18 protein-coding genes and 1 tRNA gene are annotated in these 14,277 nt (G+C 64.7%); 4 read left to right on the top strand and 15 right to left on the bottom strand.

Going from position 1 to position 14,277, the window contains the following annotated elements; translation table 11 throughout:
- Nucleotides 1-57: 57 nt before the first annotated feature.
- Nucleotides 58-879, top strand: a complete 822-nt coding sequence (locus KM295_RS06225; RefSeq protein WP_256029099.1) for an esterase/lipase family protein — start codon at nucleotides 58-60, stop codon at nucleotides 877-879.
- 56 nt (nucleotides 880-935) lie between these two features.
- Nucleotides 936-1,214, top strand: coding sequence for a DUF6360 family protein (locus tag KM295_RS06230; protein WP_256029100.1), 279 nt, complete (start codon nucleotides 936-938; stop codon nucleotides 1,212-1,214).
- 10 nt (nucleotides 1,215-1,224) lie between these two features.
- Here KM295_RS06230 and KM295_RS06235 read toward each other — a convergent pair whose 3' ends face one another.
- From KM295_RS06235 to KM295_RS06275, 9 genes are all read right to left on the bottom strand, one after another.
- The gene (locus KM295_RS06235) at nucleotides 1,225-1,548 is read right to left on the bottom strand and encodes an ASCH domain-containing protein (protein ID WP_256029101.1); all 324 of its coding nucleotides are present in this window, start codon (nucleotides 1,546-1,548) and stop codon (nucleotides 1,225-1,227) included.
- A 25-nt stretch (nucleotides 1,549-1,573) separates the two neighbouring features.
- Nucleotides 1,574-1,936, bottom strand: a complete 363-nt coding sequence (locus KM295_RS06240; RefSeq protein WP_256029102.1) for a DUF5518 domain-containing protein — start codon at nucleotides 1,934-1,936, stop codon at nucleotides 1,574-1,576.
- A gap of 76 nt (nucleotides 1,937-2,012) precedes the next feature.
- Complete coding sequence (locus tag KM295_RS06245) at nucleotides 2,013-2,549, bottom strand: SWIM zinc finger family protein (protein ID WP_256029103.1); 537 nt, start codon at nucleotides 2,547-2,549, stop codon at nucleotides 2,013-2,015.
- A 189-nt stretch (nucleotides 2,550-2,738) separates the two neighbouring features.
- Nucleotides 2,739-3,812 carry a sensor histidine kinase gene (locus KM295_RS06250; RefSeq protein ID WP_256029104.1) on the bottom strand — a complete coding sequence of 358 codons (1,074 nt, stop codon included), beginning with the start codon at nucleotides 3,810-3,812 and terminating at the stop codon, nucleotides 2,739-2,741.
- Between the two features lie 309 nt (nucleotides 3,813-4,121).
- A tRNA-Ser gene (locus KM295_RS06255) sits at nucleotides 4,122-4,202 on the bottom strand.
- A 56-nt stretch (nucleotides 4,203-4,258) separates the two neighbouring features.
- The gene (locus tag KM295_RS06260) at nucleotides 4,259-4,477 is read right to left on the bottom strand and encodes a DUF7981 family protein (RefSeq protein WP_256029105.1); all 219 of its coding nucleotides are present in this window, start codon (nucleotides 4,475-4,477) and stop codon (nucleotides 4,259-4,261) included.
- Nucleotides 4,474-4,857: a Rid family detoxifying hydrolase gene (locus tag KM295_RS06265; protein WP_256029106.1), complete on the bottom strand. Its 384-nt coding sequence runs from the start codon at nucleotides 4,855-4,857 to the stop codon at nucleotides 4,474-4,476. Before KM295_RS06265 ends, KM295_RS06260 begins: the two co-directional genes overlap by 4 nt.
- Nucleotides 4,858-5,201: 344 nt before the next feature.
- Complete coding sequence (locus tag KM295_RS06270) at nucleotides 5,202-5,744, bottom strand: redoxin domain-containing protein (RefSeq protein WP_418904755.1); 543 nt, start codon at nucleotides 5,742-5,744, stop codon at nucleotides 5,202-5,204.
- The gene (locus tag KM295_RS06275) at nucleotides 5,716-5,994 is read right to left on the bottom strand and encodes a glutaredoxin family protein (protein ID WP_256029107.1); all 279 of its coding nucleotides are present in this window, start codon (nucleotides 5,992-5,994) and stop codon (nucleotides 5,716-5,718) included. The genes KM295_RS06270 and KM295_RS06275 overlap by 29 nt, the downstream gene beginning before the upstream one ends.
- Before the next feature lie 157 nt (nucleotides 5,995-6,151).
- Between KM295_RS06275 and KM295_RS06280 the strand changes: the two genes are divergently transcribed.
- On the top strand, nucleotides 6,152-6,349 hold the full coding sequence (locus KM295_RS06280) for a DUF7472 family protein (RefSeq protein WP_256029108.1): 198 nt from the start codon (nucleotides 6,152-6,154) through the stop codon (nucleotides 6,347-6,349).
- Here KM295_RS06280 and priL read toward each other — a convergent pair.
- Nucleotides 6,343-7,398: a DNA primase regulatory subunit PriL gene (gene priL / locus KM295_RS06285; RefSeq protein WP_256029109.1), complete on the bottom strand. Its 1,056-nt coding sequence runs from the start codon at nucleotides 7,396-7,398 to the stop codon at nucleotides 6,343-6,345. The two genes, KM295_RS06280 and priL, sit on opposite strands and share 7 nt — an antisense overlap.
- A gap of 97 nt (nucleotides 7,399-7,495) precedes the next feature.
- Here priL and KM295_RS06290 point away from each other — a divergent pair, with 97 nt between their 5' ends.
- On the top strand, nucleotides 7,496-8,083 hold the full coding sequence (locus KM295_RS06290) for a DUF7474 family protein (RefSeq protein ID WP_256029110.1): 588 nt from the start codon (nucleotides 7,496-7,498) through the stop codon (nucleotides 8,081-8,083).
- 50 nt (nucleotides 8,084-8,133) lie between these two features.
- On the opposite strand, the gene KM295_RS06295 is transcribed toward KM295_RS06290, so the two are convergent.
- The 5 genes from KM295_RS06295 to csg form a co-directional block, all read right to left on the bottom strand.
- Nucleotides 8,134-9,636 carry an amidase gene (locus tag KM295_RS06295; RefSeq protein WP_256029111.1) on the bottom strand — a complete coding sequence of 501 codons (1,503 nt, stop codon included), beginning with the start codon at nucleotides 9,634-9,636 and terminating at the stop codon, nucleotides 8,134-8,136.
- 104 nt (nucleotides 9,637-9,740) lie between these two features.
- Nucleotides 9,741-10,130, bottom strand: coding sequence for a hypothetical protein (locus tag KM295_RS06300; RefSeq protein WP_256029112.1), 390 nt, complete (start codon nucleotides 10,128-10,130; stop codon nucleotides 9,741-9,743).
- Between the two features lie 163 nt (nucleotides 10,131-10,293).
- On the bottom strand, nucleotides 10,294-10,749 hold the full coding sequence (locus tag KM295_RS06305) for a type II toxin-antitoxin system VapC family toxin (protein WP_256029113.1): 456 nt from the start codon (nucleotides 10,747-10,749) through the stop codon (nucleotides 10,294-10,296).
- Nucleotides 10,746-11,096 carry a FaeA/PapI family transcriptional regulator gene (locus tag KM295_RS06310; RefSeq protein ID WP_256029114.1) on the bottom strand — a complete coding sequence of 117 codons (351 nt, stop codon included), beginning with the start codon at nucleotides 11,094-11,096 and terminating at the stop codon, nucleotides 10,746-10,748. The genes KM295_RS06305 and KM295_RS06310 overlap by 4 nt, the downstream gene beginning before the upstream one ends.
- A 171-nt stretch (nucleotides 11,097-11,267) precedes the next feature.
- A complete protein-coding gene (gene csg, locus KM295_RS06315) occupies nucleotides 11,268-14,150 on the bottom strand; it encodes an HVO_2072 family ArtA-dependent S-layer glycoprotein (protein ID WP_256029115.1) in 2,883 nt (960 codons plus the stop codon).
- Nucleotides 14,151-14,277 lie beyond the last annotated feature (127 nt).

A 14,277-nucleotide genomic window follows, 5' to 3' on the forward strand; every position in this document is an offset into this window, starting at 1 on the left:
TATGGTACTGTGTCAGTCGGTACGCCAACACAAGGACTCACGGTACCGTGGGCGATTTTGCGACATCTCCGGCAGCTACGGGACGCGAGGCGACAGGACGGCTGTATCGTCGATTGCGAGTTCGACCGAACCGACGACAGCCGGCTCCCGTGGTCGGCCGACGGCGCCTACGGCGGGTGGGGCGGACACGAGTACCACGGTACCGAGGGCGAAAGCGACCGGACGCCGGTCGTCTTCGTCCACGGCAACCAGCGCGACGCCTGCGATTGGGTCCAGCACGCGTCGTTTTTCCTCCAGCGCGGCTACACCGGCGACGACCTGTGGGCGATCACGTTCGACGACGGGACGCCGGGCCACGAGGCGATGGCCGAAGGGCTCGATGACTTCGTCGGCAGAGTCCGCGAGCACACGGGCGCGGAGACGGTCGCCGTGGTCGGCCACAGCCTCGGCGTCACCGGGCTTCGCTACTGGCTCGTCAGCCGGAACCGTCTCGAGTGGGTCGACACGTTCGTCGGGCTGGCGGGCGCAAACCACGGGACCGTCCTCTGTTCGTGGTGTGCCGACACGGGGATCGACGGCGGTCCCTACAGCAGCAGCGAGTTCCTCCGGGCCGACTACGGGACGATCCCGGATCATCCGCTGTCGGTCCTGAACGCGAACGAGACCCCGGGTGACATCGAGTACTACACGCTCCGGGGGACCGACGACACGCTCTTTTGGCGCTGCCGGGACAGCCCCGTACTCGATGGGGCGACGAACGTCCTCCTCGAGACGGACCACGACGGCGTCCGGGCCGATCAGACGGCCCTGGAGTACATCTACCGGTGGATCTCCGGCAGCCACCCCTACAACGTCCAACACCAGGTCGCCGGGCCGTAGGACCGGGGATCCCGAGCGGGCGTCACGTTTACCAGCCGCGACGGCCAGACCAGTGTATGGCCGACCGGATCATGAAAGTCAACGCGTACACGACGCTCGATCTCCTCGAGGGCGAAGCCGAGGGTCACGGGTTCACCGAGGAGGCCTACGCGGTTCTGAACGTCACAAGCCCCAGGGAGAACCCCGATCACGTCTCGCTACAACTGGAACTCGACAACACCGAAATCGAGGAACTGAAGCCACACGCCGACACCGTCCGGCTCTCGGCGACTGAGGCGCGAACACTGGCCGAAGACCTCGAAAAGCACGCCGAGAAGGTCGAGGAAACCGGCTGACGGCCGGGCGTCAATCCGTCCGTTCGAACCGATACGTGCGAATCTCGCTCGTCGGGTCCCACTCGAAGTTCCCCGGGTGAACCTTTTCCATCCGCGCTTTGTACGCTTCCAGCGACGGCGACCCCTCGCGGCGCGCGTCGGCGTCGGTCAGATCGCCGAGTGTCCGCGTCTCGACGTCGGTTACCCCGAATCGCGTCCCCTCGAGGACGAACGTGTCGCCCGCCTCGGCGTAGCGGTTTCCGGCCCCGCGGCTGAGCTGTGTTATTTCCCCCTCGAGGACGGCTTCCTTGACCCGGTCGTTCGGCAACAGTGCGTCGGAATCGATCTCCGTCATACCCACCGGTAGGGGCGCCGGGGCCTTAATCGGACAGGATGCCGCCGATCGCGCCGCCGATCGCGCTGTCGAGCGCCAAAAGCAGCGCGACGATCACACCGATAAGAAAGACCCCGAGGCCGCCGAAGAGCCCGAGCGGCCCCCCGACGGTGACGCCGACAAGCGAGACGGCGATCGCGATCAGCAGGGCGACGGCGAGGCCGCCCAGCGCGCCAGAAAGGAGTCCGTGCCACGCTCCGCGCCCGAGGCCGCCGCCAGCGAGATAGCCGGCGGCGAAGCCACCAACGAGCCCGGCCGCGGCGTGGCCGATCCCGGGGAGCGCGAAGGCGAAGACGCTCGCGACGACGCCGACGAGAAACCCGACGAGGACCGCTTTCCAGTCAGTCATACCAAATGTACGGCGAACGGCTGTAAATCGCTGGTGGTCGACCGTCCGGCGGATCGAAAACGGGACCGGGGACCGACTACTCGATCAGCATCTCCTCGCGCGCCGCGAGCCGCGATCGTGGGAAGGCGTATCGCGGCCGCTCGGAGATGTCGGCGTTTCGATCGCCGCTGAACGGGTAGACGACCTCGACGACCGGATCCGTCGACGGGTAGCCGTCGTTTTTCGGGTACTCGGCGACCGTACAGTCGGCGGTTCCGACGTATCGTTCGGCCGCCGTCTCGTCGGTCTGCCGGTAGACGACGACGACGTCGCCGGTCTCTTTGTCCGTCGCGAGATCGCCGCGCTCGAACCGACAGTCCGAACAGACCGGGAGGCCGGTCTCGGGGACGAAGGACGGCAGCCCGCAGACGGTACACTCGCCGCGTCGACGGCCGGGCGGCGGTACGCGCCGGTCGGTCACCTCGATGGCAACTCGGCGGAGGTGCTTGCAACGTTCGCCACGGATCTCGTGGTCGGGACAGCTACAGTCCCCGTCCGGCAGGTTCACGAGATACCTCGCCCCGGAGTGACTCGCGACGGCGTAGCGGCCGCCGCCGAGGGGCGTGACCGCCATCGGCTCCGTCCAAGCGCGGGCGGCCCGATCCTCGAGCCGCCGCGTGTCGGGAGCCAGGGGTCGCAGTCGAGTGTCCGATGACGCGGGTGGGTTTATCGGGTGCGTCATAAGCGCTATATCTACGTGTTCGAGCCTTATGAGGCGTTCGACGGCCGATCCGGCTTCGGGTCGGAAAAAACGGACGGGCGGTCACACCGTCGGTTCGACGCCGGTGACCTCGAAGCGGGCCCCGCCGTCCGCACTGTCGGTCGCGGTGATCTCCCAGCCGTGAGCGTCGACGATGGTCCCGACGATACGGAGTCCGACCCCGGGTTTCTCTGCGGCCGTCGGGTAGCCGGATTCGAACACGTCCCCGAGTTCGGGCTCCGGGAGGCCGGGGCCGTCGTCTTCGACGTAGAATCCAGCGTCGTCTTCGAGTACGCCGACGCGGACCGTCGCGTCGGGTCCGGCGTGTTCGACGGCGTTGCGAAAGAGGGTATCGAACAGTTGCTGGAGGCTGGATCTATCAGCGTCGATCGTCCGCGTTCCTTCGACGTGGAGGGTCGAATCGGACGCTTCGATCGTCTCCCAAGACGTATCGGCGACGGAGGCCAGCTCGACCGGTTCCGTGTCACCGATCTCCTGGCCCGCCCGGGCGAGAGCCAGCGTGTCTTCGACGATCGTATCCATCCGGTCGTGCGCCGTCGCGATGGTGGCGATATGCGGGCTGTCACACTCCTCGCGAAGGAGTTCGAGATGACCCTTGGCGGTGTGTAACGGGTTTTTCAGATCGTGCGAGACGATACTGGCGAACTCGTCGAGTTGATCCCGCTCCCGTTCGATCTGCCGTCGTCGCTGTCGGATCCGTTCGGCCTCCCGACCCCGTAGGACCGCTCGTGCCTGAAGGACCCCGATCGCCAATCCGACGCTTCCCCCGATGGCGGCGCTCCATCGAACCGTCCCGACGACGAGAAACGCCGACACCGGCTGTACCCGCGTATTGATCACAGAGATCAACAGAACGGTCACGACGACGCCGGCGATCCACCAGCGGCCGACCTGATCGTACCGGTCGGGCGGCAGTTCGCTTTCGGCGAGCCAGTACCCGCCGTAGATCAGGCCGACGACGAACGGGACGGAGGTGACAACGCCGACGGGGAATGCACTGTAGGACGGCCCGGACGTGGTTGTAACCACCCACACCTCGACGAGGAGCGTCAGACCGAGGCAAACACCCGTCACCGAAACGGCGGACGGCCACCAGCCTGTGGGGATCGTCTTCATCGGCTGCTCACCGATCCCAAGTAATGCCCGGAAAACAAAGAGCCGTTCCCCTGTATCACCTACACCCACCGTCAACGGCGGGGTTTGTCGGTGGACTCCCGGTCTGTGGGCTTGGACAGCGAACGCTGATCGTCGGAGTCACAGAAGCGCCGGGACAGGGATTTGAACTCGATGCGAGACGGTCGCTCACTCCGTTCGCGCTGCGACTCGCGTAGTTCAGATCCCTTGGACGAGACTCCGACTCGCAGATTCCCTCGCGACGCTCCGCTGTCGCTACGCACCGCTCGAGGGATTGCTCGTCGGAAAATACGCCGGGACAGGGATTTGAACCCTGGATCCCTGAGGGAACACGCTTTCCAGGCGTGCGCCTTACCACTCGGCCATCCCGGCTCGTACGAACCTACCGGGGTCGGCCGTTTAAACGCTTCGCGTTCCACGCCACCGCGTTATTGCCTCCCGTCCACCTCCCGTTCGACCCCTCCGAGACGGCGCTCGAAGTAGTCGCTCGCGATCACCGTCGTCGCGAACACGAGGCCCGTCACGCCGGCGATCGGACCGAGGCCGAGGAAGGGCCCGCCGGCGAGGAGATACGCGCCGTGGAGGACGAGAAACGCGAGCGCGCCGATCGCACCCCACAACAGTGCCGCCCGTCCCCGCGGGGTCACGGCCGGATCGCGACCGCCTCGATCTCGACGGCCATCCCGAGCGGGAGCGCGCCGGCCTGGATCGCCGACCGCGCGGGCGGGTCCGAATCGAAGTAGCCGGCGTAGACCTCGTTCATCGCCTCGAAGTCGTCGATATCGGCCAGAAAGACCGTCGTCTTGAGGACGTGTTCCAGCCCCGTCCCGGCCGCCTCGAGGACGGCTTCGAGGTTCTCGAGGGCGCGCTCGGTCTGGACCTCGATCGGCTCGGCGTCGAGCGGCTCCCCCTCGGGCGTCAGCGCGATCTGGCCGGCGGTGAAGACGAGATCGCCCTCGGTCGTCGCCTGGCTGTAGGCGCCCGCGGCGGGCGCGGCGTCGTCGGTCCGGATGGTCTCTTTGCCCATGGGCGGTCTGGGAGGGGCACCCTGAAAGGGGTTACTCCGGACGGCCCCGGCGAGGGATGGGTTGAAGACGCCCCCGGGCGTTGGTTCGTCGATGCCAACGACCCGAAACGACGGCGTCCGGATCGTCTACGACGTCACGCTCTCCTCGGGGACCGACGTCGTTGCTTTCGTCGAAGGCTGGAGCTACGGCCGCTAGATATAGGCCAGCTCGGCTACGATCTGCGGGCCCGGCTCGAAGGACTCGACTGTGAGTTCGGGGTCTACAAGCGACTGCAGGCGTTTCCCGAGGGCGTAGCGTCGTAAGCCAGAGTCACGTCGGGTGCTCAGGCCGGGAGAGACCTCGATCACCGGCGGGGCAGTTCGGACTCGATGGCGTCGTAGGGGGGCGACTCGGGCCAGACGTCGGCGACCCAGGCGTACTCGACGGTCAGCTCCCCGTCGACGAGAAAGACCGCGGGACGGGGCTCCGTGATCCCCGCCATGCCGTCGAGGTCGTGGACGATATCGTACCGTTGTGCGACGCCGTTGGCCGGATCCGAGTACAGCGGGTACTCGAGGCCCTGGCGTTCGATAAACCGCCGGTGGTCGAACGGCTGGGAGATCCCAACCCCGACCACGCCGAGGTCGTCGCCGCCCCATCCGCGCTCTCGGATCTCGTTCCACCAGTACAGCGACTTCCCGCCCCAATTAAGCGGGTAAAACACCAGCAACGCCGCGCCGGCGTCGGCGGCGAACTCGGAGAAAGCGACGTCCTCCCAGTACTCCTCGGTGACGAGCGGGCGGGTGAAATCCGGCGCCTCCTCGCCCTCTGTGGGGTGATCCGAGGGCGGAAACTCCGGGACGTCGAAGGAGGCCATCTCAGTCACCCGCCCCGCCGTATGTCGCATCGAGATACTCGATTATCCGGCCGCTCTCGGCCATCGTCACCCCGCGGTCGGGGTCGATCAACACGGGAACCGAGCGCGTACCCGCCTCGCGGGCGACGGCGTCCCGCTGGCTGTGTTCGCCCGCAACGAAGCGGGAGGTATACGGGAGCCCGTATCGGTCGAGCCGTCGGGCGATCCGCTCGCAGTACGGACAGCCGTGCAACCGATACAGCGTCAGCGTCGCCGAGGTATCGTGATCGACAGCAGTCATGCTCGTTCGTTTTCGTCCGTTTTGCTTAAACGTTCGTCCGATCCGGCCCCATTTCCATGGGGGGTGTCCTCCGCGCACGGTTACCCCACCCGTACGCCGCCATCGCTCGGAACACGCCTTCGAAGCGTTTTTCTCCCACACCATCCCACTCGTGGGTATGGATCAGGACGCCGCCGTCGAAGCCGCCGTCGCGTTCGTCGGTGTCGGGACGCTCGCCGCCATCATCCTCTGGATCGGGGCGACCTACACCGACGGCGCGCTGACCGAGGCGGGCGGGCTCGCGCTGGTGGGCGCGGTCACCTTTTTTATCGTCTTCATGTCGGCGATCGGGCTGGGACTCTCGCGGCGTTATTGACGCCAGTCTGTGATCCGATCCTCCGGCGTCCGCCGGAGCCGTGTTTCGTAGTACGACAGCGGGTGCCGGATCGTCTCACAGAGGTCGTCCTTGTCGACGCAGTCACCGTACTCGTCCATCACGGCACAGGAGGGCGGGGCGGCGACGGTCGTCTCCTCGTCGCGGAGCCGGGCGATCTGCCCTTGGACCATCTCGGCGGCCCCCTCCGACAGCGAGCAGAGGTCTATCACCTCGCTTTCGTCCAGCCCCGTCGCGAGCAGAAAGGAGACGAGCGAAAACAGGGAGTGATCGGAAAGCGTCTCCCCGTCTCTGATTCGTGACAGGAGCGCACGCATACACGGGGGGAAAAGCCCCGGGGCGACCGCCTCGAAGGACAAGGGCGGATCGAGCTCGGCGATCGCGCGCCTGATCGAGGCCAGTTCCGTCGAAAGCGGTTCGGCGATGCCCTCCGGAACCGAGAGTGGCAATCCTTCGGCGACTTTCCCCGCGACGGCTTCCCGGAGCAGGGTGTAGAGTTCAGGTCGTGAGACGCGAACCGTCCCGTCCGAGAGGGGGCGTCCGGCGAGCCGCCACTCGGTGCCGTCGAGGCCGGCGGCGAGTTCGAGATACGCCGTCACGTCGAGAGCGAAGCGGCCGTCGCCGACCGGATCGACGCCGCCAGAGAGATCGAAGTCGGCGAGCAGTTCCTCGAGCGTGAGCCGGTCGCCGGCGGCGCTTTTCAACTCGAGGTCGGCCTCGAAGTCCTCGACGAAGCGTTCGCGGGCGGTCGTCGCCTCCGCGGCGGCGTATTTCTCGGTCGCACCCGGCACATCGAGCAGCGAGACGAGTACCCGGGCGATCGGGTACGAGAGCAACTCGGCGCGCGTACTCCAGAGCCGCGGCTCCTCAGGGGCGGTCGTCCCCTCTAAGAGCGCCCGCCGGACCCGCTCGTGGCCGCGTTCGACCGCCGGGCCGTTCTCCGCGACGAGTTCGGCCAGATCGACGTCGGCGGCCCCGACGGCAGCCCGCGAGGCGTCCAAAAACGGATACCGGGCGTGGAGCCGCTCCATACCCACCGGTATCGCGTCGGGGCCGATAAACGCACCGACCCGCGAGGTCCCGACGCGAGCGATACGCCTTTGGGGGGCGGCGACCTCACGGTCAAGCGTGCGTCTCAGGTACCGCTGTCCCGGCTGTCGGACGACGAGTAACCTCCACGATCCGGGCTGTGAGTTCGAGGGGACCGACCGCCGCCACATCGAGAAGGCCTACACCGACATCGTCGCGGCGCTCTCGATCCGGACGTACCCCGACGAGGACGCCCTGCGCGAGACCGTCGACGGTCGGTGGAGCGGGCTCCACACCGCTGTCCTCCGACGGCTGAAGGGCGACCGGCGGGTCGTCGAGGAGGAGGGCCGACTCAGGCTGCTCGGTCCGGAAGCCTACCGGGAGCGCGTCTCGCGGCCGACGTTCGAGCCGTTACAGACCATCTACGAGAAGGGCAGCGTCCCCGGCGCCCACGATCACTCGGTGTTCGCGATGGTCGCCTTCTACGAGATGGTCGGGCTTTCCTGGGAGGAGGCCCGCGAGAACACGGTCGAGTGGCTCGAGACGTCGGGAACGTGGGATCGGGGCGGCTTCGAGGAGTCCTCGCCGGAGGAACTCGTCGACTCGAAAAAGCACGTCTACGATCAGGGCTACGGCTGGAAGCAGGCCGCCACGGAGGCGAAGGCGGTCATCGATCGGCGGGTGTGACTGCGAACCTCGTACGGCCATCCGAAGAGTCCGCCCAGCCGACGGATCGATCACTCAAGCGATCCGAACCGCTCGGGCGGCCGACGCCCCCCGACCGTCCGTTCGACGGCGGATGCGATCTCGAGGAGGCGCCGTTCCTCGAACGCCCGGCCCAGCAGTTCGACGCCGACCGGGAGGCCGTCGTCGGTGAACCCGGCCGGGACGACGACGGCCGGCAGGCCGGTGTGGGCGGCCAACTCGCAGTTCATCTCCACGAAGGGCTGGTGGTCGGGGATTTCGACCGGCGGCACCGTCGACGGCGGGTACAGCAAGGCGTCGAGGTTGTCGGAGACCAGCCGTGCGAGCGTGTCGTCTCTGAGTTCCTCCCGCCGACGGAGCCGGGCGAGATACTCGGCGTCGTCCTCCAGCGAGTCCGGGTCGATATCGAGCGCGCCCGAGGCCTCGATCCGGGATTCGACCGCGGGGGCGATCTCGCCGCTCGCGACGACCCCGGCGAGAGCACTGTACGGCGCCGCGTCTCTTTCCGAGAGGTACCGACCGAGATCGCGGGCGAACTCGTGGGCGACCACCCGTGCGCTCTCGAGGCGATCGGGATCGACGACATCGACGGGATCGACGATCGTCGCACCGGCGGCCGACATCGTCTCGATGGCGTCCTCGAGGACCGCTGTCACCCGCTCGGCGTCGGCAGCGTGCGCGTCGTTGTGGGCGCCGAAGAACTGTCGGGCGACGCCGATACGTGCCCCGTTGAGACTGGATTCCCCGAGCCCGGCGGCGTACCCCTCCGAGGGCACCCGTCCGACTCCTCTGGCCGTCACCGGGTCCTCGGGGTCGTATCCAGCCATCGCCTCGAGCAGCCGGGCGGCATCCTCCACGGTGCGGGCGATGGGTCCGGCGGTATCTTGAGTTTCGCTCAGCGGGACGATCCCCCGCCGGCTCACCAGCCCCCTGGTCGGGCGGACGCCGACGAGAGCGTTAAACGCGGGCGGCGAGCGGACGGACGAGCAGGTATCGCTGCCGGTGCCGACTGCGCCGAGGTTCGCCGCGATCGCCGCGGCGGTGCCGCCACTGGACCCCGAGGGCCGCCGTCCGAGGTCGTAGGCGTTCCGCGTCTCGCCCCCGAGGGAGCTGATCGTATCGATGCCGAATGACAGCTCCTGTAGGTTGGCCTTCGCGAGGACGATACCGCCGGCATCCCGGAGCTGTTCGACGACGGCGGCGTCCCGCGACGGCGTCGAGCCCGCAAGCGCCGTCGACCCGGCCGTGGTCGGCATGTCGTGAGTATCGTGGTTGTCCTTGAGGACGATCGGCACGCCGTGCAGCGGGCCGACGAAACCCTCGGTCTCGAAGCGGGTGTCGAGCCGTCGGGCACGCGCTACCGCGTCGTCGTTCACCGTCAGGATCGCGTTCAGGTCGTCGTCGTACTCGTCGATCCGGGAGAGGTAGGCCTCGACGAGTGCCTCGGCCGTGGCGCGTCCCTCGGTCATGGCCGCGTGGATCTCGGTGACGGTCGTCTCAATCGGATCGAACGGGATCGATGCCGGCTGTGTCATGGATGTATCGGATCGTCTGAGTACTCTCGGGGCGGCCCCCTCAAACTACCGGGTGGGCGATGAGTGGCCACGAACGGGCCGTGGACAGATATTCAAAAGGATGATCAGGCGGTCGGCTCCCAGCGGTACCGGACCGTCCGGTCGCCGTCGAACCGCGGGCCGGGGCCACAGCGCCGGAAGGCGGCTCTTTCGGCGGCCGTCTTCGCCGCGTCGTCGGACTCCATCGCGAGCAGTTCGACCTCCATGTCCTCCCGGTCGGCGAAGCGTCGCGGCTCCGCCAGCAGCCGTTCACAGAGTTCGGCGTCCCCCTCGAGTTGGGTCACGTGGACCGTCGAGTCCACGGCGTCGTAGCTGACGAACCCCGTGACGGTCCCGTCCGCCTCGGCGACCCGGACCGTCCGGTCGTGAACGAGGTTCCGCATCACGTCGGCCGGTGCGCCGGTCAGCGCCGCCAGCCGCTCGGCGTCGGCCTCGACGGCGTCCCGTACGTTCATATCACGGGCTAACGCGCTCGGGGACATTAACGTTTGGCGGCGGACGCCGAGTCCGGATCGCTCGGGAGAGCGCGTTCAGCATCGGAGATAGGGCCAGTATCGAATTCCGTGGCTGAACGGCCGATCTAACCGACACAACTCCCCCCGAAGCTACGACCGGTATTCAGGACGTTGTCGGTACGTCGCCAGTATCCACCGGGACCCGTGTCATCCCGAGTGTCCGAAAGTCCTCCTCGAATGCAAAGATGTGATCGATATCGAACTGCTCGCCGAAGACGCTGTTGAGGTGGTCGATGAACGAAATCTGCTGATCGTCGTACTGGGCGAACTGTTCCGCTGTCCGGTCGAAGATAGGCTTCGTCACGTCGAGGATATTGAACGTCGAAGACGCTCGAATCGTCGTGAGCGCGTCGACGGCCTCACGATGGCCGACCCCGTACAACAGTACAGTGGCTGTCTCCGAGAGCACGTATCGACTTGTGAAGATCGGACCATAGGCCAGATCGCCGTCTCGAATACCATCCAGCACGGCGTTTGCAGCCGTGTGATGCTCGTCATCCGTGTCGAACAACGCCACGAACGCGTTCGTGTCGACGAACAGCGGCTGGGGATGTGTCACGCTTCTTTGCCGTACAGCATCTCATCGACCTGTTCTGAGAGGCTCTCCTCGCCCGAGGCAAACGATGGCCGATCTGTGAAAATCGGATCGTCAGGGAGGACTGGATCCGGATCCACAGCATCGAGTCGCCAATAGACGACGCGTCCCGCTGTTTTCCGCCGGCCAACCCGTCCTTGATCGTGAAGGGTCTCTAGCTTTCGCCGCGCTGTATCACTCGAACAGCCAGTCGCAGACGCGATATCGCTCGAGGTGACCACGGGTCCGGCGACGGTTTTGAACACCTCGAGAACCTCCGAGAGTGACACCGTCTCGGTGTACTGCCCCCGTTCGTCACGATTGCGACTCATACATGGCGGTAGCGCCGACGGCGACAAATCCCTTACGGTGTTCCCCTCATGGTAATCGCGCATGGGAAACAGCGGGGCTTCTTCGCTGAATTGGGTGGCACGTCAAAAAATGGAACCGCGAAACCGCACCGAACCGCAAACCGCGAAACCGGTCAGAAACCGGTCGTCGCGTTAGTTGTTCCGGCGAGCGGCCAACAGCGCGGCACCGAGCAACGCGATCAGCGCGACGATCGCGCCGAATCCGGGCTGCTCCTCGGTGTCCCCGCCGTCTTCACCGTCTTCGCCGTCCATGCCGTCTTCGCCGTCTTCACCGTCTTCGCCGTCCGTGCCGTCTTCACCGTCTTCGCCGTCCGTGCCGTCTTCACCGTCTTCACCGTCTTCACCGTCTTCACCGTCTTCGCCGTCTTCACCGTCTTCACCGTCTTCACCGTCTTCGAGTGCGCCTTCTTCGACGATTTCGATCTCCGTTCGATCGGTGTTGTCGCCGTCGTCGGCTTCGATCGTGTACTCGCCGGGCTCGACGTTCTCGAGGCTCATCTCGACGGTCCACATACCGTCAGTGCCCCATTCGTCGGTGCTTTCGAGAGTCACCGAATCGCCTTCCTCGTCGAGTAGCTCGACAGTGATCGTGTTGTCGTCGGGCTGACGATTAGTTACACCCTCAACTGTCAGGTCACTGCCGGTCTCGGCCTGATCGGCCAAGTCTTCGACAGTCGTCAGTCCACCGCTCAGCCGGAACTGATCGTTCACGATCAGATCGTCACTGCCAGTGTCTTCGACCGTATTCGCCACGATCCGCGAGCGGATCTGATCGCCGCTACTGGCACTCTGGGCGTACTGGTCCTCAATAACGGTCGCCAGCTCGTAGGTATTGCCACTGGCCGACAGCGACCCGTTGTCACCGTACTGACCATCACGGCCTTCCGAGATGATGTGTGCCGTCACGGTGCCCTGGCTTAGGTCGCCAATATCGATGTCTTCCTGCTCGAACGTCTCGTCTGAATCCACCGAGATGGACTCAGCGACTGCCTGTCCGCGCTCGCTGACGAACGCTACCGTAATATCGTCCTGGCCGGGCGCCGCGCCTGCCACGTCGATCTGGTTATCATCGTCCGCGATCTGCCCGTTGTACGTGATGAACGAGCCATTCAGTTCGGTATCGGTCACCACGATCGACGAGGTGCTTGAGGTGCCGCTGTTGAACTCAGAGGTCGATAGCGTATCATCGGGGCCTCCCGAGTTGCTGTCGCCCTGGTCGGCATCCTCAGCGTCAATAACGCCAAGCCGATAGGTACCAGGCAGTGACAGAATTCCGTTACCGAGATCGTCACTTGTATCGGATAGCTGAATGTCGGTCTCCTCGAAGGTGTCGTCAGCATCGACTTCGACGGTCCGACTGCCGTCGATCGTGACTACCTCGAAGTCGTTGTTGTTTCGAGCGTAGATCGCCACTTCATCGATACCCTCGCTGGTGGTCCCGTTGACGTCAGTTTCGCTACCGACGATGTAGGCACCGGACGGCTCGGCGAGTTCGACATCGCCTTCGCCGACCTCGAAGTCTACATCGTCAACAGCTGTGTTAGCTGTGACGTCCGTATCGGTGTGCGAGCCATCGGTGATGCCTGTGCCTGCCCCGTAGAGATCGACGCTGATCGAGGAGTCATCGAGGAACTGCGTTTCGATCGATCCGAGTCCGTCACCGCCGTCGATCTCGGTTACTGCGTATGCGTAGCTGACATCGTTGATGTTGTCGCTGGAACCAACGCTGGTGTTTGCGGTTTCAGAGGTCGCGTTGAACACACCGGTCTCGCTGAAGTCATCAACATCTCGGAAGATGTTACTGGCGTTCTGCGCGCTAATTCCACTACGGAAGTCACCTTCTTCGATGACGACAACGTGGAAGTTGCCCTCATTGCTGTTTTCGATCGCGTAGCCATTATTCGAACCCTGAGTGACCTCGTCATTATCGACGTTGATTTCAGCGTTCGTCTGTGAAGAGATCGTCACCGTCGTTGACTGGGACGCATCACCGAAGGCCAAGTCATCTGCACCCGCGACCGTGAAGGTGTACTCACCGGCGTCAACGGCGCCCGGATCGATACTGATCTCGCCGCCGCTCTCTGTTCTTGTCGTCGCGTCGCTGGTGATTTCCGACGTGACGTCGGTTCCGCTTTCGTCCTCGACGGTCAGTTCAACTTCCTCAGAGTCGGCGAAGTTGAAATCAACGACAACCGTTCCCGTCTGGCCGGTCTGAAGGATGCCATCGCTGACGTCTTCACCGTTCCCGTTTTCAACGTCAAAGCTGCTGATGCGAGGCTCTTGGACGGTAACGTTGAGGTCTGCGGCCGTACTGGCATAGGTGCCAGTAGGCTGATCCTGCGGAATCGGCGTTTGAAGGGTCTCGCCTTCACTGGAACCGGCGGTCCGCTCAAGATTCGTTTCGGTTGCCTCGCTGCCGCCAGGGTTGAAGATAGTGATGTCATCCTCCCCCTGATACAGCGTTGCACCGTCGCTCACGTTCCCAGTGTCGTCAGCCACTGAGTAGGCAAAGCGGCCTTCGTAGGTGGGCGACGCCGAAAGCGTATCCCGGGTGTTCGCATCGTTGTTCAGATCAGCACTAATCGCATTAGTGCCGATAGTCTGGAAATTAGCATTATCGACCGTTATCGTGATATTACCATTACCATCAGTGAAGTCGGTAGCGGAGGAAAGGCTGATGTCTAATTCACCGTCAGTCGTTCCTTTGGTAATACTGCTGGTAAGGTCACTACCGCCATCGTCCTGAACGGTGACATCACCCGTTTCAACGTTGCTGAAGTCAATTTTCGGTGATCCAGTTGCCGTGATGTTTACGTTATTCACATCGTTCGCGCTGGAAGGATAATCGGCCTGGATCCGAACGGTCGACGTGCCGTCACCATCTGCGCTTATTGTAACTGAGTCATTCGACGCCGCGGCCACACTGCCAGTGAAGGCAATGCCGGCCCCGACGATGGACGTTACCATCAACGCAGCCAGGAAGACTGCGCGAAATCGTTGTGTTGTGTCTGTCATGGTTTGGTTTGGTTTGTTCCGTTTGCGACAGTCGTTTTCCGAGCGGGTTACCGACGCACGTTCGTCGTCACCAACACCACGTCAGATCGCTTGTGGGTCGGATCCGGTCTCGGATACTTGTCTTGCC

Source organism: Natronomonas aquatica, from assembly GCF_024449025.1.
Classification (GTDB): domain Archaea; phylum Halobacteriota; class Halobacteria; order Halobacteriales; family Haloarculaceae; genus Natronomonas; species Natronomonas aquatica.

Excerpts from the sequence above, each read along its gene's own strand:
- KM295_RS06245 (WP_256029103.1), bottom strand. The coding sequence starts at position 2,549 with ATGGCGGTCACGCCCCTCGGCGGCGGCCGCTACGCCGTCGCGAGTCAC.
- KM295_RS06230 (WP_256029100.1), top strand. The coding sequence starts at position 936 with ATGGCCGACCGGATCATGAAAGTCAACGCGTACACGACGCTCGATCTC.
- KM295_RS06300 (WP_256029112.1), bottom strand. The coding sequence starts at position 10,130 with ATGAACGTACGGGACGCCGTCGAGGCCGACGCCGAGCGGCTGGCGGCG.
- priL (WP_256029109.1), bottom strand. The coding sequence starts at position 7,398 with ATGGAGCGGCTCCACGCCCGGTATCCGTTTTTGGACGCCTCGCGGGCT.
- KM295_RS06250 (WP_256029104.1), bottom strand. The coding sequence starts at position 3,812 with ATGAAGACGATCCCCACAGGCTGGTGGCCGTCCGCCGTTTCGGTGACG.
- KM295_RS06235 (WP_256029101.1), bottom strand. The coding sequence starts at position 1,548 with ATGACGGAGATCGATTCCGACGCACTGTTGCCGAACGACCGGGTCAAG.
- KM295_RS06295 (WP_256029111.1), bottom strand. The coding sequence starts at position 9,636 with ATGACACAGCCGGCATCGATCCCGTTCGATCCGATTGAGACGACCGTC.
- KM295_RS06310 (WP_256029114.1), bottom strand. The coding sequence starts at position 11,096 with ATGAGTCGCAATCGTGACGAACGGGGGCAGTACACCGAGACGGTGTCA.
- KM295_RS06275 (WP_256029107.1), bottom strand. The coding sequence starts at position 5,994 with ATGACTGCTGTCGATCACGATACCTCGGCGACGCTGACGCTGTATCGG.
- KM295_RS06280 (WP_256029108.1), top strand. The coding sequence starts at position 6,152 with ATGGATCAGGACGCCGCCGTCGAAGCCGCCGTCGCGTTCGTCGGTGTC.
- KM295_RS06270 (WP_418904755.1), bottom strand. The coding sequence starts at position 5,744 with ATGCGACATACGGCGGGGCGGGTGACTGAGATGGCCTCCTTCGACGTC.
- KM295_RS06240 (WP_256029102.1), bottom strand. The coding sequence starts at position 1,936 with ATGACTGACTGGAAAGCGGTCCTCGTCGGGTTTCTCGTCGGCGTCGTC.
- KM295_RS06265 (WP_256029106.1), bottom strand. The coding sequence starts at position 4,857 with ATGGGCAAAGAGACCATCCGGACCGACGACGCCGCGCCCGCCGCGGGC.
- csg (WP_256029115.1), bottom strand. The coding sequence starts at position 14,150 with ATGACAGACACAACACAACGATTTCGCGCAGTCTTCCTGGCTGCGTTG.